The organism is Acinetobacter guillouiae (genome assembly GCF_002370525.2).
GTDB lineage: Bacteria > Pseudomonadota > Gammaproteobacteria > Pseudomonadales > Moraxellaceae > Acinetobacter > Acinetobacter guillouiae.
Genome location: NZ_AP014630.1, coordinates 642,196 through 665,376 on the forward strand (window position 1 = coordinate 642,196; position 23,181 = coordinate 665,376).

The 23,181-nt window shown below is 38.0% G+C and carries 23 protein-coding genes and 1 tRNA gene; 8 read left to right on the forward strand and 16 right to left on the reverse strand.

The window, feature by feature from the left end; translation table 11 throughout:
• Positions 1-348: 348 nt before the first annotated feature.
• From AS4_RS03070 to AS4_RS03085, 4 genes are all read left to right on the forward strand, one after another.
• Positions 349-1,476, forward strand: coding sequence for a Re/Si-specific NAD(P)(+) transhydrogenase subunit alpha (locus AS4_RS03070; protein WP_004723168.1), 1,128 nt, complete (start codon positions 349-351; stop codon positions 1,474-1,476).
• Positions 1,477-1,487: 11 nt separating this feature from the next.
• Positions 1,488-1,808: a proton-translocating transhydrogenase family protein gene (locus tag AS4_RS03075; RefSeq protein ID WP_004723166.1), complete on the forward strand. Its 321-nt coding sequence runs from the start codon at positions 1,488-1,490 to the stop codon at positions 1,806-1,808.
• A 3-nt stretch (positions 1,809-1,811) separates the two neighbouring features.
• Positions 1,812-3,266, forward strand: a complete 1,455-nt coding sequence (locus AS4_RS03080; protein WP_096733028.1) for an NAD(P)(+) transhydrogenase (Re/Si-specific) subunit beta — start codon at positions 1,812-1,814, stop codon at positions 3,264-3,266.
• Positions 3,267-3,391: 125 nt separating this feature from the next.
• Complete coding sequence (locus AS4_RS03085; protein WP_096733030.1) at positions 3,392-4,099, forward strand: XAC2610-related protein; 708 nt, start codon at positions 3,392-3,394, stop codon at positions 4,097-4,099.
• A gap of 181 nt (positions 4,100-4,280) precedes the next feature.
• Here the strand turns inward: AS4_RS03085 and secF are convergent, their stop codons facing one another.
• The 11 genes from secF to queA form a co-directional block, all read right to left on the reverse strand.
• Positions 4,281-5,249, reverse strand: coding sequence for a protein translocase subunit SecF (gene secF, locus AS4_RS03090; RefSeq protein ID WP_004723159.1), 969 nt, complete (start codon positions 5,247-5,249; stop codon positions 4,281-4,283).
• 10 nt (positions 5,250-5,259) lie between these two features.
• Positions 5,260-7,161, reverse strand: a complete 1,902-nt coding sequence (secD, locus tag AS4_RS03095) for a protein translocase subunit SecD (protein ID WP_004723158.1) — start codon at positions 7,159-7,161, stop codon at positions 5,260-5,262.
• Positions 7,162-7,214: 53 nt separating this feature from the next.
• Complete coding sequence (gene yajC / locus AS4_RS03100; protein WP_004723156.1) at positions 7,215-7,544, reverse strand: preprotein translocase subunit YajC; 330 nt, start codon at positions 7,542-7,544, stop codon at positions 7,215-7,217.
• 134 nt (positions 7,545-7,678) lie between these two features.
• Entirely contained in the window at positions 7,679-8,809 is a 1,131-nt protein-coding gene (tgt, locus tag AS4_RS03105) for a tRNA guanosine(34) transglycosylase Tgt (RefSeq protein WP_096733032.1), read from the reverse strand.
• Between the two features lie 275 nt (positions 8,810-9,084).
• Entirely contained in the window at positions 9,085-9,501 is a 417-nt protein-coding gene (locus AS4_RS03110) for a hypothetical protein (RefSeq protein ID WP_056514982.1), read from the reverse strand.
• A gap of 238 nt (positions 9,502-9,739) precedes the next feature.
• The gene (locus AS4_RS03115; RefSeq protein WP_096733034.1) at positions 9,740-10,753 is read right to left on the reverse strand and encodes an AAA family ATPase; all 1,014 of its coding nucleotides are present in this window, start codon (positions 10,751-10,753) and stop codon (positions 9,740-9,742) included.
• Between the two features lie 11 nt (positions 10,754-10,764).
• Positions 10,765-11,481: a nicotinamide riboside transporter PnuC gene (gene pnuC / locus AS4_RS03120; protein ID WP_096733036.1), complete on the reverse strand. Its 717-nt coding sequence runs from the start codon at positions 11,479-11,481 to the stop codon at positions 10,765-10,767.
• A 257-nt stretch (positions 11,482-11,738) separates the two neighbouring features.
• Complete coding sequence (locus tag AS4_RS03125; protein WP_004723147.1) at positions 11,739-12,308, reverse strand: LemA family protein; 570 nt, start codon at positions 12,306-12,308, stop codon at positions 11,739-11,741.
• Between the two features lie 19 nt (positions 12,309-12,327).
• The gene (locus AS4_RS03130) at positions 12,328-13,353 is read right to left on the reverse strand and encodes a hypothetical protein (RefSeq protein WP_096733038.1); all 1,026 of its coding nucleotides are present in this window, start codon (positions 13,351-13,353) and stop codon (positions 12,328-12,330) included.
• Positions 13,354-13,441: 88 nt separating this feature from the next.
• Entirely contained in the window at positions 13,442-14,464 is a 1,023-nt protein-coding gene (locus AS4_RS03135; RefSeq protein WP_096733040.1) for a hypothetical protein, read from the reverse strand.
• Positions 14,465-14,610: 146 nt separating this feature from the next.
• On the reverse strand, positions 14,611-15,648 hold the full coding sequence (gene queA / locus AS4_RS03140) for a tRNA preQ1(34) S-adenosylmethionine ribosyltransferase-isomerase QueA (protein WP_096735471.1): 1,038 nt from the start codon (positions 15,646-15,648) through the stop codon (positions 14,611-14,613).
• Between the two features lie 184 nt (positions 15,649-15,832).
• Between queA and AS4_RS03145 the strand changes: the two genes are divergently transcribed.
• Positions 15,833-15,919, forward strand: a tRNA-Leu gene (locus AS4_RS03145).
• A 187-nt stretch (positions 15,920-16,106) separates the two neighbouring features.
• Positions 16,107-17,174 carry a tyrosine-type recombinase/integrase gene (locus tag AS4_RS03150; protein WP_096733042.1) on the forward strand — a complete coding sequence of 356 codons (1,068 nt, stop codon included), beginning with the start codon at positions 16,107-16,109 and terminating at the stop codon, positions 17,172-17,174.
• A 54-nt stretch (positions 17,175-17,228) separates the two neighbouring features.
• Here the strand turns inward: AS4_RS03150 and AS4_RS03155 are convergent, their stop codons facing one another.
• The 5 genes from AS4_RS03155 to AS4_RS03175 all read right to left on the reverse strand — a co-directional run bounded on the left by AS4_RS03155 (position 17,229) and on the right by AS4_RS03175 (position 21,200).
• A complete protein-coding gene (locus AS4_RS03155) occupies positions 17,229-17,522 on the reverse strand; it encodes a hypothetical protein (protein ID WP_096733044.1) in 294 nt (97 codons plus the stop codon).
• A complete protein-coding gene (locus AS4_RS03160; RefSeq protein ID WP_096733046.1) occupies positions 17,519-17,713 on the reverse strand; it encodes a hypothetical protein in 195 nt (64 codons plus the stop codon). The genes AS4_RS03155 and AS4_RS03160 overlap by 4 nt, the downstream gene beginning before the upstream one ends.
• A 53-nt stretch (positions 17,714-17,766) precedes the next feature.
• On the reverse strand, positions 17,767-20,493 hold the full coding sequence (locus tag AS4_RS03165) for a toprim domain-containing protein (RefSeq protein WP_096733048.1): 2,727 nt from the start codon (positions 20,491-20,493) through the stop codon (positions 17,767-17,769).
• A 6-nt stretch (positions 20,494-20,499) separates the two neighbouring features.
• Positions 20,500-20,895: an ogr/Delta-like zinc finger family protein gene (locus tag AS4_RS03170; protein WP_096733050.1), complete on the reverse strand. Its 396-nt coding sequence runs from the start codon at positions 20,893-20,895 to the stop codon at positions 20,500-20,502.
• A gap of 131 nt (positions 20,896-21,026) precedes the next feature.
• Positions 21,027-21,200 carry a toxin-antitoxin system HicB family antitoxin gene (locus AS4_RS03175; RefSeq protein ID WP_126606904.1) on the reverse strand — a complete coding sequence of 58 codons (174 nt, stop codon included), beginning with the start codon at positions 21,198-21,200 and terminating at the stop codon, positions 21,027-21,029.
• A gap of 106 nt (positions 21,201-21,306) precedes the next feature.
• Between AS4_RS03175 and AS4_RS03180 the strand changes: the two genes are divergently transcribed.
• Positions 21,307-21,663 carry a helix-turn-helix domain-containing protein gene (locus AS4_RS03180; protein WP_096733052.1) on the forward strand — a complete coding sequence of 119 codons (357 nt, stop codon included), beginning with the start codon at positions 21,307-21,309 and terminating at the stop codon, positions 21,661-21,663.
• Positions 21,664-21,770: 107 nt separating this feature from the next.
• Positions 21,771-23,180 (forward strand): hypothetical protein, encoded by a 1,410-nt coding sequence (locus AS4_RS03185; protein WP_096733054.1) that lies wholly within the window; start codon positions 21,771-21,773, stop codon positions 23,178-23,180.
• Position 23,181: the final 1 nt, after the last annotated feature.

Below are 23,181 nucleotides of genomic sequence, written 5' to 3' on the forward strand. Positions count from 1 at the left end.
CTTAAAAGTGAATCATACTGCTGTAAATGCCAATCAGTAGGGTGGGGAGAGCAGCTTAAAACATGGATGTGTGATTAAAAAATAATCGTTTTTAAAAATTGGAGACAGGATATGTCAAAAAAACTGGGCAGGATAATGCGAGAAAAATACAATAAATTGAATATAGGGTATATCGCACAATTATATTTATGAATCATCAGTTCAAAATATGGGTATTTATTAAATAAATATTGGGTGGTATTTTAAAAAAGTTCAATTAGAATCCAAAAATTCATAACAACGCATCTGGGGGAAACATCGGGTTATTTACGATGTTTACTTGAAGAAAAATTAGCTTGAGGAACGCTCATGCAGATTGGAATCCCAAAAGAATCTGTCGTCGGTGAAAACCGCGTAGCCGCTACGCCAGAGACAGTAAAAAAGTTGATTAGTGCTGGTCATAGTATTGTCATTGAACGAGGCGCTGGTAAAAAAGCGGCTTATATTGACAGTGCTTATGAACAAGTCGGCGCTAAAATTACAGATGATGCCTATACAGGTAGTCAAATTATTTTGAAAGTTCGTGCACCACAAGGTGAGGAAATTCAAAAGCTTGCCGCTGGAACAGCTGTGGTAGCAATGTTTGACCCATACCGTAATACTGAACTTGACCAATTTGCGTCACAACAAGTGTCTGCATTTGCGTTAGAGCTTTTGCCACGAACACTGTCTCGTGCGCAAAATATGGATGTATTGTCTTCTCAAGCCAACCTTGCAGGTTATAAGTCGGTGTTATTGGCCGCTGCGGAATATCAACGTATGTTCCCAATGCTGATGACTGCTGCAGGTACTGTGAAACCCGCTCGTATCGTGATTATGGGTGTGGGTGTCGCAGGTCTTCAAGCCATTGCAACTGCAAAACGCTTAGGCGCAGTTGTTGAAGCAACAGATTTACGTCCAACTGCACGTGACCAAGTCGAATCACTTGGTGGTAAGTGGTTAGATGTACCGATGTCTGATGAAGAAAAACAAAAAGCTGCCGATGCCGCTAAAAATGGTTATGGCTGGATGCCAGGCGAGCAATATATTCAAGACCAAGCCATCATCGTAGATAAAGCCGTGTCAAATGCAGACATCGTGATTACTACTGCGTTGTTGCCAGGTCGTGATGCACCTCGCTTAATCAAAGCTGAAACTGTTGCCAAAATGAAACCAGGTTCAATCATCCTAGATATGGCGGTTGAATCAGGCGGCAACGTTGAAGGTTCTAAGAACGGTGAAAATGTTGTCACTGACAATGGCGTGACGATTTTAGGTATTCCAAATATTCCTTCTACAGTATCGACAGAAGCTTCGGCACTGTATGCACGTAATGTTTTCAATTTCGTAGAAACTTTGTTTGATCAAGAGAAAAACTTTGCCATCAATCAACAAGACGAAATTCAAAAAGCACTTCTAGTAACTCATGGCGGTCAAGTACTGCTGAAGCGTGGTTAAGGAGAGTCATCATGGTTGAAACTATTACTATTTTCGTCTTAGCCATCTTTGTTGGTTACTACGTGGTTTGGGGTGTCACACCTGCATTGCATACGCCGTTAATGGCAGTAACCAATGCATTGTCCTCAATTATCGTTGTGGGTGCGATGATACAAACAGTTGGAATTCCTGGTGTTGTAGATGCAAGTGTACAATTCCAGTCCGTGAATGTTGTTAGTGTACTTGGTGCAATTGCAGTGTTCTTGGCAAGTATTAACATTTTTGGTGGCTTCGCAGTGACTGCACGTATGCTTGAAATGTTTAAGCCAAAACAAAAGAAAAAAGAGGGCTAATCTATGGAATTTATTCGAGAATATGCGGATTGGTTCTACCTTGTAGGTGCTGTCCTTTTCATCTTAACCTTACGTGGTCTTTCAGGTCCTAAAACTGCGATTGCTGGTAACCGTTACGGTATGATTGCCATGGCGATTGCAGTAATCACCACATTCTTTGTTGCAGATCATCCTGTTGTATGGATGATTGGTGGTGCAATGGTGTTGGGTGCAATTGTCGGTATTGCGCGTGCACGTACAGTTCCAATGACACAAATGCCAGAAACAGTAGCATTGATGCACTCACTTGTAGGTTTGGCTGCGGTACTGATTGCGATTGCTGCAATTTTACATAATAACCAACTGACTGCTTTGTTTGCGCAAAACGAATCTGCTTTAACGGCTGCTGGTGTACAGCATGCGCATATGAGTAAAGTTCATTTATTTGAATTATTCGTAGGTTGTTTCGTAGGTGCGATTACCTTTACTGCATCTGTATTTGCTTATGGTAAGTTAGCTGCAAAGAAATGGGCAAAAACCATTTCAGGTGCTTGGGTTAAACCTGTTCAAGCGATCATTTTCCTCGCTATGCTGGCGTGTGGTGTCTACTTCTTTACCACAGGTAACATGCAAGCATTCTGGGCAATGACTGCACTGGCATTGGCATTTGGTTGGGTTTGGATTGCACCAGTTGGTGGCGGTGATATGCCAGTGGTAGTTTCGCTACTGAACTCATTCTCTGGTTGGGCTGCGGCAGGTATTGGTTTCACACTTGAAAACAACATGCTAATTGTTGCTGGTTCTCTGGTGGGTTCATCAGGTGCAATTCTGTCTTACATCATGTGTAAAGCAATGAACCGTTCAATCATCAATGTATTGTTTGGTGGTGCGATGGGTGGTACGGCTGTAGCATCGGTTGATAAAGGTGAGCAAGTTCAACGTAATTACCGTTCTGGTTCTGCGGATGATGCTGGCTTCTTGATGTCAAATGCTGACAGCGTTGTGATTGTACCGGGTTATGGTATGGCGCAAGGTCGTGCACAAAACGCAGTGAAAGAATTATGTGAAATCTTGAAAGAGCAAGGTGTAACGGTTCGTTTTGCAATCCATCCAGTCGCGGGTCGTATGCCTGGTCATATGAACGTATTGTTGGCTGAAGCAGATGTTGCATATGAAGACATCTTGGAAATGGACGAGATCAACTCTGATTTCCCTGCGACTGATGTTGTACTGGTAATTGGTGCGAATGACGTTGTTAACCCGGCGGCTAAAGATGATCCTACTTCACCGATTTATGGTATGCCGATTCTTGAAGCACATAAAGCACGTACCATTATGGTGATCAAGCGCTCTATGGCAACAGGTTATGCAGGTTTAGACAATGACTTATTCTACAATGACAAAACCATGATGATCTTTGGTGATGCCAAGAAAGTTGTTGAAGAGATGACAAAAGCAATCAATGGTGGTGGGCACTAAGCCGCTATAGGATTAAATCCACCCCAACCCTCCTTTGATAAAGGAGGGAGCCTAACCGCCTTCGTGCGGTTTTTTATTTAAGCAATTTTAATGCTATGATTTTGATAAAATTGACTGAATAAAAAATGATGAATCAACCATTTAAAATAATCTGTAAAAGCTTAGGTATCTATTTGGCATTTTCCTTATCTATAACGCATGCACAAGTTTTTGAAATTCAAGATGGCTCGAAACACTATGATGCCGTAATTGATATTGCATGTGAAAAAGATGAATGTGGGGCTAAGGCCGAAGTAAAACTATTAAAAAAAGGCAGTAAAGCGGTATTTCAAGCATTTCACTCTGATGAACTGACCATGTATTTGGATGAAAAGTTTAAACCGAGTGTTAATGTTATACAGCTTTATGGCGAACAAAGTCCTTTGATTTTTGATGATTTTAACTTCGATGGAACAGAAGACCTCGCGATTAGAAACGGCAATTATGGTTCTTATGGCGGTCCTGTGTATGACATTTATGTATTTAATCAAAGCAAGAATAAATTTGTTTTAAGTCAGGAATTGTCTGCACTCACTCAAGAAAATTTAGGTATGTTCGAGCTAGACAAAAAGCGCAAACGCATTATCACCTTTAATAAAAGTGGCTGTTGCTACCATATTCGTTTTGAGTATCAAGTTGTACCTAGAAAAGGTTTATTGCTGGTTCGAGAGTTTATTGAGGATGCAACATCACCACAAGGTGATCAAGTTGAAGTCACAGATCGTAATTTGATTAATGGAAAATGGAAAGAAAAGACCAAGTATTATCCAACTGCAAAATATTATGCTCAGTAGTCACAATTTACCTCGTATCACTATTTTGTATTGACATCGCTATATGATGTAAATCAACAGATGCTGAATTGTGGGATAGCGTAAGGTTTTATGAATAGAACAACTTCTTTGCGTTGTGATGGTAGATTTTAAGCATAAAAAAGCCCATCCAAAGATGAGCTTTTTCAATTAAAACTGAAACTTAGTGAGGAATATGCTCTTCATCTTCGAATTCAGGTTTAACTTGTACGATAAAGTCTTGACGGTTAAGACCACGCCACAATGCAAATGCAGTACCAATATAGATTGAAGAATACGTACCCACAAATACACCAATAAACATGGCAACTGAGAACCAATGTAAGCCATCACCACCCAAGAACATCATTGCAAGTACAACCAGCAATAATGTCATAGAGGTATGAATGGTACGTTTTAAGGTTTCAGTTAAGGCAATATTCACAATTTCTAACGGTGTCGCGCCACGAATCTTACGGAAGTTTTCACGGATACGATCCGATACAACAATGTTATCGTTTAACGAGAAGCCGATTAAGGCAAGAATAGCCGCTAAAACAGTAAGGTCAAATGGCCATTGCATCATTGCAAAAATACCAATCGTTACGATCACATCGTGCAGTAATGAAAGCACTGCACCAACTGCAAGTTTAAACTCGAAGCGAATGGTCACGTAGATCAACATAAGCAGCATTGCAAGCGCTACAGCACCTGCAGAGCGTAAATATAGCTCATTACCGACTTGACCACCGACAGAGTCAACTTTGTGAACAACAGCAGTGTTATTTGGCAGTTGAACCGCTTTGGTGATGGTATTGCTTAAGTCTTCAACTTTAAGGTCTTGCGCAGGCATACGTACAATTAAGTCTTTGTTTGAACCTAATGTTTGTACAACTGCATCTTTAAAGCCAGCTTTATCCAAATTCGAAATCACGTCTGCTGGTTTTGCTGCATATTGATAGTTCAATTCTGCAGAAACACCACCAGTGAAATCTAAACCAAGATTTAAGCCTTTGGTTGCAATAAAGAAGATACTTGCAATGGTCAAAAGGATTGAGATGATTGCCGCTGGTTTGGCAATCTTCATGAAATTAATTACATGCTCATCATCTGGGCGACCATATTTCTTTTTCGGTTGAGTCACATCAGTCATCTTCGATCTCCTATATGCTCAACTTATTCAAGTTACGTTTTCTGCCATATACCAATTGGACAATTGCACGTGTTACTGTAATTGCAGTAAACATTGAGCAAATAATACCAATCATCAGCGTTACAGCGAAGCCTTTGATCGGACCTGTACCAATAGCAAACAGAATAAATGCAACCAAGAATGTGGTTAAGTTTGAGTCGAGAATGGTGTTATAGGCTCGATCATAACCGGCAATAATGGCCTGTTTGGGCGAGGCCCCCCAGCGCATTTCTTCTCGTATTCGCTCACAGATCAGTACGTTGGCATCGACCGCCATACCGATAGTGATTACGATACCCGCAATACCTGGCAAGGTCAGTGAAGCCCCGATCCAAGACATGATGGTGAGAAGCATTGCCAAGTTGATCACCAGTGCAACATCCGCAATTAAACCAAATAGACGGAAGAACACGATCATCCAGATTGCAACAAGCAGGAAACCAACTTGAGTTGATAATACGCCTTTATCGATGTTCTCTTGCCCTAAACTTGGACCAACAACACGTTCTTCTACAAAGTACATTGGTGCAGCTAAAGCACCAGCACGTAACATCAATGCAAGTTCAGCCGCTTCTTGAGGAGAATCTAAACCGGTAATACGGAAAGATGAACCTAAAACCGCTTGAATATTTGCAGCATTGATTACCACAGATTCAGTATATGGGGTACGAACTTCTGTCATTGCACCGGTAACTGGATCAGCAACAGAGGTGATTTTTTGTTTATTTTCAATAAACAAAACCGCCATACGTTTGCCAACAGCAGTACGGGTTGCATCTGACATCAACTTACCACCAGCAGTATCTAAAGTAATATTTACTTCAGCGCCACCACTATCTTGGCTAAAACCACTTGATGCATTTTGTACACGTTCACCAGTAAGGATACGGCTGCGATTTAATAATAGTTCACGACCACTGTCCAAAGATTCGTAAGCAAAAACTTCAGTACCTGGCGGTAAAGGTTGACCATTATATTTACCTGTGAAACGGTCAATATATTGATCATTTAAATCAGACACTAAACGGAATTCAAGGTTTGCAGTACGCCCCAAAACACGTTTAGCTTCGGCAGTATCTTGTACACCAGGCAATTCAACCACAATACGGTTGCTACCTTGGCTTTGTACCAATGCTTCAGCCACACCTAACTCATTAATACGGTTACGTAAAGTGGTTAAGTTTTGGTTGAGTGCGTAAGATTGAATGTCTTGCTTGGTCGCATCGTTATAGGTCAACTTAAGCGTAGAACCTGTATCCGTTGCTAACGCTTGTTGATTGAACTTATTCCCATCACGACGTAAAAAATCCATTACCGCTGCACGGTCATCATTATTTGCAAACTGAATCGTAATGGTATTGTTGTTCAATGAAAGACTATTAAATTTAATCTTATTGTCACGGAACTCACGACGTAAGTCTGTTGCTGATGTTTCCATACGTTGTGCAATAGCTTTGTCCATATCTACTTCAAGTAAGAAATGAACACCACCACGTAAGTCCAAACCAAGCTTCATTGGCTTAGCGCCAATTTTTTGCAACCACTCAGGTGTGGTTGGTGCAAGGTTTAATGCAACGGTATAGTTCTCACCCAAACCTTTGCTGAGGACATCTTTTGCTTTTAACTGTGCTTCAGACGTATTTAAACGTAGAAGGGCAGCATTGTTGGTGAAGGTATTATCATGACTGCTAATATTTTCACTTTTTAAAATTTGCTCTGCTTTTTGTATGACAGACTGATCAATTGTGGTACCAGCCTTGGCACCAGAAATTTGAACAGCAGGTTCGTCAGGATACAAACTCGGCAGCGCATATAATGTACTGATTACTAGTACTACTAGAATCAATATATATTTCCATGCAGGGTAACGCATTCGCTTTCTTCTTAAAATGAAAAAGTCGTGCTAAGTGCACGACCGTTTTATGATTAAAGGTTATTTAATGTGCCTTCAGGGAGTACTGAAATAACACTTGCACGTTGAACTTTGACTTCATTTCCTTTGCTTAATTCAACCACTGCAAAGTCGCCATCAATTTTTAGGATACGACCCATTAAGCCGCCTGCAAAGACAATTTCACTGCCAACACCTAAGCTTTCGATTAAAGTACGGTGTTCTTTTGCACGTTTTGCTTGAGGACGCCAGATGAGAAAATAAAAGATTGCAACAAATACTACAATCATCAATATGTTTGCCATCATGCCTGGGCCTTGTGCAGGCGCTGCTGCAGCGTGAGCAGAAGAAATAAATAAGCTCATTCTAATTTCCTAATGTTAAAAATTATCTGCCATTTTCATGGCTTTTAAATTGACTTGTTCAGCAATTTACCTTGTCTTGGGTTTCAGCGCAAATACTGTTGAATTAATCTTCAATTCAACTTTATATTGGGGCATTAGTCAGCAGGACAAGGAGGAACTTCTAAACCGCGACGTTGATAGAAATCAGTCACGTATTCATCAAAAGTTCCCTGATCTAAAGCATCACGAATATCTTGGGTAAAACGTTGGTAATAACGTAAATTGTGGATCGTGCCCAACATCGAACCGAGCATTTCACCGCATTTTTCTAAATGGAATAAATAGGCACGAGTGAAGTTGGTACAGGTATAACAGTCACAATGTGGATCCAGTGGACTTTGATCATGACGATATTGGCTGTTACGAATCCGAACCAGACCATCGGTAACAAAATAATGACCATTACGTGCATTTCGAGTTGGCATAACACAGTCGAACATATCGACACCGCGACGAATTGCTTCGACGATATCTTCTGGTTTACCCACACCCATCAAATAACGTGGTTTATCTTCTGGCATTTTTACAGGCAGATAATCCAAAACTTTAATCATTTCTTCTTTCGGTTCACCCACAGATAAACCACCAATCGCAAAGCCATCAAAATCAATTTCTTTAAGACCGTTTAAAGACTCTTCACGAAGGTCTTCATACATACCGCCTTGAATGATTCCAAACAATGCGTTTCTATTTTTTAAAACATCGTGATGTTGTGTTTTACAACGCTTCGCCCAACGTAATGACAGTTGAAGCGATTTTTGTGCTTCTTCATGGGTTGCTGGATATGGCGTACACTCATCAAAAATCATCACAATATCTGAGTTCAATGTATGTTGAATATCCATTGAAATTTCAGGAGATAAAAAGACTTTTGAACCATCGATAGGTGAGCGGAAAGTCACCCCTTCCTCTTTGATTTTACGCATAGCACCCAGACTGAAGACTTGGAAGCCGCCTGAATCAGTAAGAATCGGTTTGCCCCATTTCATAAACTCATGCAAACCGCCGTGTTCACGGATAACATCTAGTCCAGGACGTAAATAAAGATGGAAGGTATTGCCTAAAATAATTTGTGCTTTGATATCTTCGATATCGCGTGGCAACATGCCTTTAACTGTGCCATAAGTTCCCACAGGCATGAACACAGGTGTTTCAATCACACCATGTTCTAAAGTTAAACGACCACGACGAGCACGCCCCGACTGACCTAATTTTTCAAACTTCATAAATAACCTAAATCTGGCGAAAAAACAGTTCGCTGATTGATAATTGCAAAAGGGGGCTATTTTCCCTGATTTTATGGTCGAATACCAGTCATGTTGTTTTTCATAATGTTAAATTTAAAATTATTGATTTAGCACCTTGAACATCAAGAGATTGATACGAGAATCATTTTTTTATCGTTGAATAATTATTGTTTGAATATCAAGGTATTATTTTTATGCTGCTCAAAAGCGAATAGTGGTTCGCTTTTGAGCTTAGATTTGGACAAGATAGAAAATTAGTCTTTTGCCTTACGACCGATAATGATCAAGGCGATAACTCCCAGAATCATGATGAATATTCCATAATGATTCCAAAAATTACGTTGCATTTTATTTTCTTGGTATTCAGGGTTTTTACTTAAGGTTGAAATGACATCATCAGGTAATTCATAAAACGTATCTGGTTCTGCATCGGTCATGCCGACTAAGGTGCAGTCCCATGTTTTGACATCTGCCCATAAGATTCCAAAGTGACTACATTTATACCCTGCATTTAAACTTTTAAGATCTTCATATTGACTTAACACTTCTTGTGGAAATGGGCCAACTTTAAACATTTCATCGCCTGTATTAAAAACTAACAGGCCTTTCGCTTGAGCAGGGGCTTGCCAGAGAAAACACAGACATAACATCATGAATAATTTTTTTAACATTTGATTTACTCCAATCTTTAGATTGTCTTTTTATTAAGTTGATCATTTTAAGTTGATCGTTTTGTTCTAAAAATAGTCATTTTTTAGCGGTTTGAAAATATCAGAAAATGATCGAAATGTCATTTTTTATATTGAAAATAAACAGGATTATGGCTGAATTTTTATTCAAATTTCCACATGGTGATTTAGGCGATATGTTTCGAGTCAAATATACTCAATCGCCATAATCGATTCCTGATCATGGCTTTAAAGCTGATCCAAAAAAATTGTTGAATTTATCAAACTGATTTAGCACTTGTTCAACCTTGGCAATCCGTTGTTCTAAACTTCCTGTTAAAGCGATGTATGGAATCCGACGTTGTTTGAGATCCGCAATAATTTGCTGATGAAAAATAGCTCTTTTTTGGGGGCCGCTACGATCCCAAGTGTCGTCATAAGCAATATCATCTTCACACAAGAAAAATAAGTCATAGCGCTGTGCATTTTCGAGTGCAAGTTGTTTGAGGTGCTCAGGTAATCGTCCATGATAATCCATACAAAACATCGCTGTGGTTATCGCGTTGGTATCTACAAATAAATAACGGTTTGCATCTAAAGTGACCTGATCTTCATAGGCGATATGACGATCTGCAATAATATTGAAATCTTCAAAACCGATACGACGATCAACTTGGTGAGTTTCCCAATATTCACGCCCATATTCTGGGGCAAAAGTTGTTGCATACTTTTTCGCAAGCGCTTCAACCAGAGTCGACTTGCCTGTAGACATTGCACCGACAAAGACGACTTTGCTAATCAAATCTGCATAGACACAGTTGGGGATAAATTTCCGATTTTGAAAGGCATTTGCTCGAATCATTGTAGCGGAGATCGGCACCTGTAGACGTGACTCATCCACTCTACGGTCAATTGCATTGAGTGCAGTGCTGACATGCTCACCATAAAATTCACTACTATAAAAATGTGAAATTTTCACGCCATTGAGCTTTTGAATGATGTAATTTTCTTGTTCTATTTCAAACGCCCGATCATTGGAATAACCCTCAGGCCCATCCCATGCCTCAATCACATGAATTTGAGGAAATAAATCTCGGATCCATTGGGCGCGAATGTTTAAGGGGATGCTTGTGATTGAACTTTGATAGATCAATACATACAGCTCATCCACTTCTTGTAATGCTGTTTCAAATACATGTACATGACCTGCATGTAAGGGTGCATATTTACCGAGTGTGAGTCCAATTTTTTTCATAGTTTTTAAATTCAATAGGATGAGTTTGAATAGCTTTGTGCAAGTTTGTTCCAGTTATAGTGGCCATAGATGGCATTGATTAGAAAGGCCGACCACATCAATAACATCATTGCCCCATCACCACTCCCATCATGGGTTCGGATTGCCCACATTAAAATACTGAAGATATTTAAAGTAATATAGAACCACCATTGTTCTTTAAAACGTAGCAGCATCAAAATCGTTGCTGTGATTGCAAGGATATTGGTGGTTGCATCGATATAAGGCGTATTTTGAGTGGGAATTTGGGCAAGCAGATAACCGAGTATCGCAATACAACCTATATTGCTCAGGATGATCAAAATCAAATAAGCCTGCCGAAGGGTATAGGCCTGTTGTAATTGTTTTTCTTTGGTATGTTTCTGCCAAAGTAGCATGCCGATCAAAGCGGTTGGGACAAAGAACAAGAGATTCAGTCCCATTTCGCCATAAAGCCCGTTGTTATAGCAAATCCATGCATAAGCACAGCTATTAAACAAACCAAAACTATAATTAAGAATATTGCCTTTTGCTGCCAATACCACACAGAGAATTCCGCTGAGTAATACCACGAAATTAAACCATGTATCCTGTTGAACTAAGGTAATGATACAGCCGATGAAAATAAAACTAAAAAGCCAAACAATTTCAAATATATTCCAGTTTTTGAAAAGAAGGCGAAAGGGAGAGGTGGAAAAGATTTTCAACATAGGGTTGGTAATTCTAAATAATGCTGCTGGTGTAATTTGCTGGTAATTTATACCCGATTTAAACCCTACAGACGATTTGAAATATCAGTTTAATCGCATGCAAGGGCAGGATTATTGATCATTGTTTTAACAAGCCTGTTGATAAATCCATTGCCAGTATTTGTTTTTTACGTATTTATTTAAGTGATGTTCGATTAAAGAACCTTCCCAGTACTCCTTTGGGAAGGTTGGGTTTTTCCAATAATATAGAGTAAAGCTTAGTTGAAATTAGGCTTGTAATCAAAATTCTGAGTGACCACATTGTCGGAAAATGGACGAATTGTTTTCTTTGCCAAAGTAATGGTATTGATCATATTGTTTGGGAAAATTTCGATGGTGTTATTAAATTCTTCAACATTACGGTTAAAGATGGTGATTGCTGCACCGACATTTTCATTTTGTTCTTGAATATCATCCATCATTTTTGCATACAAAGTATCTGCTTTGAGTTCAGGATAATTTTCAACCACCACATTTAAACTTTTCATTAAATCTTGATTGAGTTTTTCAACATGTTGCAGTTGAGAAACATCAGTATTGTTCAAGTTTAGATTCAAAATTTGCTGACGTAACTCGGTCACTTTTTCTAAAGTTGATTTTTCAAACTGTGTATATTGTGCCAAAGTTTGCTCTAAAGTTTCCAGTGTTTTTACTTTCTGGCGTTCAAAGTTAGCAACTTCAGCCCATGCGCGTTGTGTCGCATTGAAATAACGCACAATGTTATTTCTGACCAGAATACCCCAAACGATCAGAACAATAAAAATCCCAATAAATATGATTAAACCCATTTTGATTATTCCTTTTGATTTATGAAATCAAGTTTAGCATGCACTGTTTAAATTTTTCATATTCAGGCATGGTTAATGTTCTTAAATGTCCACGAAGTGCTGAAATATCCTGAAGCTTTTGTTTTTTACGACGAATGCGAAAGAGATCTTGATCTCCCATATAACACAGCATATTTTCTTCAAAATGATAAACAATATCACCTGAATAGTGTTGAAAAAAATCACTTAATTTTAAGGTGATACTTGGACTAATGGTACGGGCAAGTTGATGTTGATCATAGCCAAAAATATATAAATTTTGACTGACCAGAATATCCGCAGTTTTCCATATTTGGGTATAGGGCGGAATAAATTCATGATGTTTATTACTGGCGGCAAAGCCGAGGGCGGGTAATTGAAAAATAAAAGCACCCCATTGGTTTTTATGGGTTTCCTTAATTATCTGTTTTTCACCCTGGGTATTGGGCAGTGAAAACTCATCGACATAATGATACTGAAATAACATCACATGATGTTCTTGTTCACCATCAAACCATTTGGTGGATGCAAATTGTTCAATCTCATTCAACACATTGCCTTGCGAAAACAATGGAAAACTTTGTTTTAACTTGCTCATGACCAAAAAGCTATTGCTTGTTGTGGAGATATGACTTGGGGTTTTATTAAAATCTAACTCGTAGCGGAGAAACATCATGCGCTGTTCTAAAAAATTGATAACTTCATCAATTGGATCGCTTTGCTCATAAATTAAATAAGCAGCAAAACAGCATAACAAGGCTGCTAATAGACTCAGTGGGTAGGGAATATAGTGATGAATCAGCCAACCAAAAATTGCAGTCAGTACCCCAATCATAAACAGCAGTCTGGGGATGAGGTTATGAAAAAATAATTCTCTACATTCTCCCCACGGATGTAAGCCATCTAAAATATCTTGTGCAGATTGAGCCTGTTGTCCAATTTCCCAAAGCCGAGCGATATTGCGCATCACATGTTTATTTTTTCTTGTGCGTAGGTGAAGCAATCGCTCAACGGTTTCTATAGGCATGGCAAATAATCATGATTGAGGTCTATTAAAGTTCGAATTCCAGATTGATCAGTATGCGATAAATTATTGTATCGACAAAGTAAATTGTTTATTTTTTAACTTTATTTGTCCCATAATGAGGCTGGACTTCTTGTAGAATCGTGATCAGTGAATCTTTAAGCTGTTCATAATCTGGCATGTTCATGCTTTCAAGTTGTGCAGCCAAATCATAGACAGTTTGAATTTTATCGACTTGCATCTGTGGTTTGGTAACATCCGTTTTAAACAGCCAGCACAAAGAAGGGCGATGGGCTTGAACATAAAAATCACCTTTAAAATATGCCATGGCTTGTTCAAGCATTAATACATGATTTGGTGTAAAAAATTTGGCAAGTTGCATTTCATTTGTACCGCTTAATTGATACTGATTATCGAAACGAATATCCCCACTCGACCATTTTACGCCAAGACGGCAGGCTCGATTTTGTTTAGATGAAATACTGATACCTTGAGCAGGGAAGTTTTCTAAGATGATCCCCCATAAATCATAATGACGATATTCAGTCTTTTTTTTGCCTTCTGAATCACGCGTTTCGACTTCATCCACATAATGATAATTAAACAGCATATATGGATAGTTGATGCCGTTGACCTGCCAAGCGCCATAAATGCAATGACCAATGGTATTTTCATGATCCCCTAAACCAAATAATGGGAAATTATAGGGAGACTCAATATTTTCATCGAAGGCGTTGGGATAGAAGCGGATTTGATATTTCGCTTCTAGGTTCTTTTGATGAGCATCTTCAACCAATTGATTGAGGGCTTTTGTCGAAGTGCGCTTATAGAAAGCAAAAGCCACACTCGCACCCGCAACCAGTAAGAGTATCGGGTGGGTAAAAATAGCCAGTACAAATAAGCCAATCGCAATCGCAATAAAAAGCCAAAAAGTATAATTTTGAATAGACAGACTCGGATCATCTTGCCAATTCTTTAAGCTTGCAATGATCTGTTCAAAATCCTGATTTGACGAGAGTAACTGATTGATCACATGGATATTGTGCTGAGTCTTGCCATTGTTGGCGTGTTGTTGACTAAAGGCATTTTGAATTTTTGTGAGTAAATCATTCATCTTTATTCATTATTGTGGCAGGTGCTTAGATGCCTGATTGTAACGAAAAAATGATTTTGAATGCAAAGTGTGGTGTTTAAACCACACTTTGCATATTGGTATGCTGACTAAGCAATAATTTTTAAATAGATTGCGCTTCGTTGGATCTACCCATTTGCGTTTTCAATCAACATTGCATCGCCATAACTAAAGAAACGATATTTGCTTGCAACAGCATGTTGATATGCATTCATAATATTGTCACGGTTGGATAATGCAGATACCAACATTAACAAGGTAGATTCTGGTAAATGAAAGTTGGTGATCAAGCGATCAACCACACAGAATTGATACCCTGGATAAATAAAGATTTGTGTATCACCTGTCCACGCGGCAATTTTTCCACCAGATGCTTGTGCTGCACTTTCTAAGGCACGTGTTGCTGTCGTTCCAATGGCAATTACTTTGTTGCCACGAGCTTTGGTTTCTTGAATCAATTTTGCGGTTGCTTCAGGCACATCACACCATTCACTGTGCATGATGTGATTTTCGATTTGATCTGTACGTACGGGTAAGAATGTTCCAGCACCCACATGCAAGGTTACAAAAGCTTTATTTACGCCTTTTTGCTCTAATTTTTCTAATAGGGCTTGGTCGAAATGCAGACTTGCTGTTGGTGCTGCTACGCTGGCCAATTTGGTTGGATCGTTAAACACAGTTTGATAGCGTTCTGTGTCAATGGCTTCTGCTTCACGGTTAAAGTAAGGCGGAATAGGCAATTGTCCATATAAATCTAAAACTTGCAAAATAGGCTGAGAAAACTCAACCACAAATAAGTTTTCATGACGACCTGTTACTGTCACTTTGACTTCATCTTTGCCAATAAATAATTCAGCACCTGCTTTAGGTGAATTGCTGGCTTTGATATGACAATGTGCAATGGTCTGATCAAAAATACGCTCAACCAAAACCTCAATAGCACCACCAGAGGCGCGTTTACCTTTTAAACGTGCTTTCATCACTTTGGTATCATTGAGTACCAATAAATCACCTTCATTGAATAAATCAAAAACATCGGTGAAGTGAAGATCTTGGTATGAACCATCGGCATTGAGATGTAAAAGGCGAGAAGCGCTACGTGTTTCAAGTGGGTAGCGCGCAATGAGTTCGTCGGGAAGTTCGAAATTAAAATCGGAGAGTTGCATCATGAGGAAGAAAAACTGACATTTGGGATTTAAAAACTGCCGCTAGTATAGTCGTTTTTCAAATTAATGGCTGAAATTGATGTTTTATAATCCAAAAAAACCAGAACTGCCTTAAAATTAAACAAATGTGAAAACTTGTCGTTGACAAGAAAATGAAACGCGCTATTATACGCACACAACCTCTCCCGAGGTGGTGAAATTGGTAGACGCGGTGGACTCAAAATCCACTGTCAGCGATGACGTGTCGGTTCGAGTCCGACCCTCGGGACCATTAGTTTAGGTTAAACAGATTAGATAAACCCCGAAGCCTTGATACACAAAGGCTTCGGGGTTTTTTCGTTTCTGGGGGTTGGGTTTTTTTAAGGTATTTTGAGGTATTCTTAGCTATTCATTTACACGTTTTTTACACATTTTTTAACGTGTGTTTATTTGTATAAGTCATTGAGGTTGTAAACTTTATGAGTCTGTCAATTTATCAACTTGAAAATGGTAAGTGGAGAGCAGATCTTATTGCCTTCAATCAAAGAAAAAGTAAAACATTTAAATTTAAGAATGATGCCAAGCGATGGGCGGAGATTCAAGAGCGTGAATTCTTCTTAAATTTTTCTACCAAACAAGCTTTAAATAATAAAATAGTTCTTACAGTAGAAGAAGCATTGACTAGATATATGAATGAAGTGTCTAGGTATAAGAAAACTGCGAAAAAAGAGATCCAACGGCTAAAATATTATCAAAATAATCTACCTTTTGTAGATTGGCCATTGGTAAATTATCGTTCTGAATATCTCAAGCAATGGGAAAGCTTGGTGATGAATCGGACAATTCGACCTTTAAGCGCTGGGAGTGTACTTCGTGACTATTCTACACTATCTGCTTTTTTTAACTGGTGTAGGCGAGATAAAGGTTGGATTGACTTTAATCCAGTAGAAAATTTGAGAAAGCCCAAAAAACCTGAACATCGTGAACGTCGTATTGAAATAGATGAATTGCAAAGCATACTTACAGCTTTAAAATATACACCAGGCACAGTTCCAAATTCGAAGATGCAAGAAGTAGGTTTAATATGGTTAATTGCAATGGCCACTGGTATGAGATCAGGTGAAATTGTTAATCGACCATTGTCAGATGTTTTTATAGAAAAACGTTTTATACGTTTGCCTGATACAAAGAATGGATCGAGTCGTAATGTCCCACTTGATGATTTTGCGCTTCAGCTTTGGACGGTGGCCATAAAAATTGACCGTAAAAATTCTCCAAAAGTTTTTACTATTTCTGATGGATCTAGGGATACATTGTTTAGAAAGGCTCGAAAGGCTGCAGGTTTAGAAAATTCTGATTTAACATTTCATGATTCAAGACATGAAGCTGCAAGTTTAATGGCTAGACGTATTAAAAATGCTTTAACTTTATGTAAGATTTTTGGATGGAAAGATCCCAAGCAGGCTTTGATTTACTACAATCCCACTAACGATGAAATTTTAGAAGAACTAAATATCAGTCCTGGCCTATCAAGATTAATCGCTTAAAAATCATATACAAAATAAAAGCCACTTTTGTGGCTTTTATATGTTTTGTTTTTCTCAATTCCCATTGTATTTCAAATTTGATTTATCAAACGCCATAGCATATTTTATTACATCTGTTGCTTTCCAACGTGGTGATGTACGGTCACTATCTTTTGATGTCGGTAACTGTCGACTAGGTGGGAAGTTAGGGCATGGGATAATGTTTTTTCTCGTATAATCCACTGTATATTTTAGATATTTTGCGATATCTTTTTCGTCCCAGAGTTGGTGTTCAACAGGTAGAATCAATTTTGAATCCAATACTTTTGTCATTTTTAAAAGATATTGATCGAATGCGTTATCGTTCATGCTGCATCCTCCAATTTTCTAGCTTCTTGGCGTTCCATCAATGCAATTTTTGCATGAACACCTAAACGATCTCGCCCTAGCACTTCAGCAATAAAATGTACTGGATATTTATCTTCAAGCATTGAAATAAGTACTTTTTCTTCACATGGCCACCAACCGCCACGAGCAATTTTAAAAGGGTTATTTTTCATAAGTTATTTCTCCTTAAAAAGAAGTGCAAGCTTCTTTATTCACACTTTAAAAATTATTTAAAAGATGTTTGTTGGTTGTAGAATGGATTAGTAAAAAGCCAGCATTTGACGACACGCTCACGCATTTCTGATGTCGCATTTTTAACTTCATCTGCAGGGAAGTTTTTAGACTTAACCGGTTTATTCATTTCAATGAATTTATAACGTCGGCTTGAGCGAAGCAGCGTTCGCATTTCATTGATATCTGGTAACGATTGATAGTTACGGGCAGCGACTTTGTAGACTTCATTGAGATTAATAGCGATGCTTTGAGCGTCTTGATCATGATGATTTAAGCTGAATGCTGCATTTCTGCTGACATTCATATATTCGTAAGCATCCCAAAATTGTTGAACCATAGGGTGGTCGCTACTTAATTGCTCCACACGTTCCCGTGCCATTGCCTCTAAAATACGTTTAGCATCGCATATTTCTTCTAAGTCGATGACTTCCTTTAAAACATGTTGTTCAAGTGCATCAATCATTGCTGATACTTGTGCATGACAAAGGGCAATACGTGTATGAGTAATGCCTTTTTGATGAAATTCTTCTTCTAAAGCTTGGATATTTTCTGAATATGTTTGCAGAATTTTTGCTTCATTTTTTAAGCAATGCGTCATGTAAGTACAAGCATCTTCCAATGAAATACGAGAAAGACGATCGGCAATTCTTTTCTTGTCAAGGTTATGGCCTTTTGTTGTCACCGTAATATGCAAGGTACGTGATAAAATCGCTTCTGAGGCTTGTATGGGCGTGTTTTGACTGATCATGATTGCACCACGGAATGGTGGCTCATACGTTTCATTACCTGCGGTTTTTAAGCCTTTTGAACGAATTGCTCGACCGTTAAAAGCATCTTTCAATTCGTCCCAACTAAATTTAGCTTTTTGGACACCGCCATTTTGATCATTTCGGTCGCCCTCAATAAGAACGATCGGCATGTTAGAGGCTTGAGCAAAATTACGATAAATTGCCACACTGGTAGATTTATTCGGATAAAATCCTTCATAGGCTTCTCGACCACTAAATTTCCAAAGCAACTCAAGCAATGTTGATTTACCTGCACCTGCTTGACCAACAAATTCAAAAAAAGGATATGAGGAATTAAGAGCACGGATCTGTTCAGCAAAATATGTTCCTGTCCACCAAGCAAGAACAATTAAGCCATTTGCGCCATTCAATGTATAAAAATCTTTCCACCAACTTGCAGAAAATTCCTTTTTAGGATTCAGGGTAATCACTGGTGAATTTGCCAAGCTTTTTAATTCTTTTTTTCCTGTTTTGTAGAAATCATGTTCATTTTTGGGGATAACTTGCCCGTTATGCACAGCATATTTATCAAAGATATAGGCTTGATAATCTTTGCTATAGCCAATGAAATCGATAGTTTTAACTTCACGTAATTTTTCAGTTTTACGTTTAATAAAGGTTTCTAGTTGTTGATCACTGCCAGTCCACATCGCACCTGAAAGCACGGACATTACACGAGGCTTAAATTTACTTCGTGATGCCATGTGTTCAGCTGTAAAAGTGGTCTTGGTTTCTCCCCATGGGCTTTGAAGGTGGAAGTAATACCAAGATTCATCGGTGATTTCGTTTCGTTGGAAATACAACGGTTCAAGCTGTGCATTACAGATTTCTTTCGCTGAAGAACATGTTTTTAATGCCTGAATACGCTTTTCATCTTCTGAAAGCATTTGTTCTTGTTGTGTTTCCTCAACATATTGGACAGCTTTGTTATATTTTTCATAATCTAATTCCCACCAGTAGGTACGGAACTTATGATTGAAAAAGAATTTGCTTAGGTTGCTACCATAAAAGTTATAGATCAATAAACCTGCTTCTTCAGGCGTTTCAACAATTTGAAGCTTGCCAAAATGGAGGTATTTCTCCTGGTCTTTTTCTGTGAGTTGATCTCGTTGAAATAGATCATTCCAATCTAGAGATTTTCCATTAATCGGTGTTGGTGGAAGGGCAACAGTTGAGATCCAACCTTGATCGGTTGCATGTTTATGGTGTTTAGCTAAAAACTTCTTGCCTGCGTTGTCATTGTCCAAAGCCCAAACTAAACGAGGCTTATCTTTTTTGAGTTCATGACAGCGTTTACTGATCGTATCTAATAATTGTGTTGGATAATTACCGCTGTTCATATTGCTCAGGCTAATTATGCCTGATTGTGATAGAGCAACACTGTTAAAGATACCCTCAGTGATCCATATACTGCCTGCATTACAGAGTTCATCTATTTCATGTATTGTCCATGCCAAGCCAGTCCATTTACCGATAAAATTGGCTTTCTGACGACCAAAACGATCAGGACGATCAATGATCCGTTCCCAATAGATTCCGTCAGCTAATTTGAAGCGAACAGTTGCACTGACTAAATTTCTATTTTTAGGCGCTTGATATAGTTCCTGTGTATATCTGCCTTTTAAATTTTTAAGGTCAAAACCTCGACCATCCCTCAAATATGCATCTGCAGCGGCATTTGGATTCTCAGGGGTTTTAGGGTGATATTCTGACCAATCTTTGAAAAATTCTTCGCAGATATCTTTGACGTATTCCTCATAACCACACTTATTAATGCGTCCACATTTCACCATGCGTGGTGTTTCTGCATGTGTGTAAAGTTCTTTCTCATTACAACTTGGACAAAGACCTTGACGATACCATTCACCGACTCTTTTAAAGTTAAATAGTTGGTTAAGTCTGTCGTCGATACGACGCTGAAGATCCATCATTAATGCCTATATAAGTTTCATTTGTAGAAGTCGATTGCGGTAAGTCGTTGCCCTGGTCAAATCAATTGTTGACGAATGGAAGAGCGCAGAAATAAAACCTTCTACATAATTTTTTTGGTGTTCATCAATTGAGGTTTGGAGTTCTAAACTTTCGATGTGATGTTCAAGTTCTTGCTCCCACTGGCGTTTATGCTGTGGTAATCCTGTTTGAACTTCAGGATTAGGATTGATACTGTTCTGAATCGGTCGCACCATTTCTAAACTCGCTGCAAAACTTGCAAGGCATTGATCATTGCGACACGAAACAATCAACTCATGTAAGAGTGGCGAAGGTCTTTTTCGACTAGATACATGCATACGCATGCCACAGTGAGGGCAATAAAAACCAATTGATTTACTCATCATTACCTCTGAATTTAATTAAGTAATTGTTGCTCCCGACACCAAGAACCTAATTTTTCTTCTGCTATAAGAAATTGCAAAGAAATGTAAATAAGCTCCTGCAATTCTGTGAATGGCTCAAAAGCAGTGACTTATGATGATTTTGTTTCTTGAGAGAAAGTATCTAGTTCAGCTTCGACGAGACTTTTAATCCATTCATTGAGTGACATGTTGAGTTTCGCAGCTTCAATACGAGCTAAACGACGATTTTCAGGTGTTGTGCGAAAGCTAATTTGTACTTCTTTTTGAGATTCTTGAGTCGCCATGTCTGTTTCCTTTTGAAGCCACAGTTATTAAACTGTGGTAGATATAGAACTTTGTTAAAATGGTAAATAAGTAAAGCAATATTATCCCAATTGGGATAATTAATATATGGATTTATCCCAAATGGTAAATGAGAATAACGATCAAAGAGGCGACCGACTTCGTCAGGAACGATCACGCCTAAATTTGTCTCAAAAAGATTTCGCTGCTTTATTTGGTAAAAAGAATATGGCTGTAATGCGCTATGAGAAAGGTGAGCGTGTTATGGGGCAGGATGATTTAGAAGCACTCCATAAAGCAGGTGTGGATGTTTATTACCTAATTACTGGTGAGAGGACTCAGCCAAATTTACTTTCAGATGACGCCAAGAAACTGCTTAAACTGTGGGATTCCGTAGAACTGAGTCAGAGAGATACTTTGATGACTTTGATAAGGAATTATGCTGAGAGTTTTTCTAAAAAGTGAATGAATGAGTAAATGAGTAAAATCTCATTTACTCTAAGCTTTTATAAAAAAAAGAAAAATGCTATAAATTGAGCAATTTAAAATTATTAAGTTTATAAGAGTTTTATATGTATATTAATGAAGTTGTTAGTTATTTAGGGGCTTGGGAAACTTTTCAAAATAAGCATCCATATTTATTAGACGAATTACAGCAAATTTTTGAAAATGTCTCACATCAGCTCTACAAAAAATATAAAGAAGATAATTCAAATTTTAGAGTTTTTGCATCGATTAAAGACTCTTTGATCCACGAATTGGACGTTCTAAATTGGGATGATAACGGTTATTCCAACATAACTATAGGACCAGTAGTTAATCCGAGTTTAGGTCTAAAAAAAGACTCATGTTATATCAAAATTGCTACTGCAAGTTCATCATCTATTTTAATGTCATGGATATACAGCGATATCCAAACAGCCAATAGGATTGGAGATATCTCTATACCTATTCTTTTAGTTTTAGATTTTTCAGAAAAGGAATTCTTAGATAACTTAGATAACTTAGATAAAAATGATGTAACCAATCCATCAATTGGAACAAGAAAATACTTAAAATTCGTTAAAAGAAAATTAGAAAGAATTTCACCACTTACGTTTGAGTATCCCTTTTTAATTTTAGGGGTCGGATTTAGCGAATTTGCGATCAAAGTATTAGAAGTTGAACATGAAACTCAAAAGAAAAATGATCAAGATATAAAAATTGATAGATGTATAACTTTTGAGCCTGAATATTATCAAGCTGGTATTGGAATTCTTAGCTATTTTGGTACCGTATTACGTGATAAATATCCTGATCAGAATGCAACTGTTAAAATTGAACAACATGATTTAACTGTTCGCATGATTATAGAAACTGAAGATGGGAACATAGAAACTTTAGAAAAAGCATTACATGAATATGAACTTGTACTCAAAGGTCAAAAGAGTGCTGAAGAGTTTTATCTATCCCCAATAAAAGCATTAGAGTTAAAAAATCAGCTTCATTTATTTAAGTTCCAGATCGAGTCTCAAAAAGAAATCATCTCATTACAAAGAGGTCAAATTCTTAGCTTAGAAGCTATTGTTGATAAAGCACTAGCCCCTATAACTCAGCCACCATTAACCATCGTTAATCAATTAAGTAATACTCAAACTATAGCGATGAATCATAAAATAGAGCTCAATCATTCATATGATGATTTAGATAAATTGATAGATATTACTGAGAATGAAGCATTAAAAAAACGCTTAGAAAGGGCTTTAATTGCATTAGATGCTGCTCAGAATTTAGATGATGAAGAAGAAGTGAAAAATTCTGGTGGTATGAAGCAACTTGCTAAAATATTGAATGAAGCAAATGAGGTAGGATCTGAAGTTAATGATTTAATAGAAAAAGGTGGTCAGGCGGTTGAGTTAATAAAAAATTTAGGCCGAAAATATAATAGCGTTGCAGAGTGGTGTGGTTTACCTGTTATTCCTAGTTTCTTTGTTAAGGATTAAT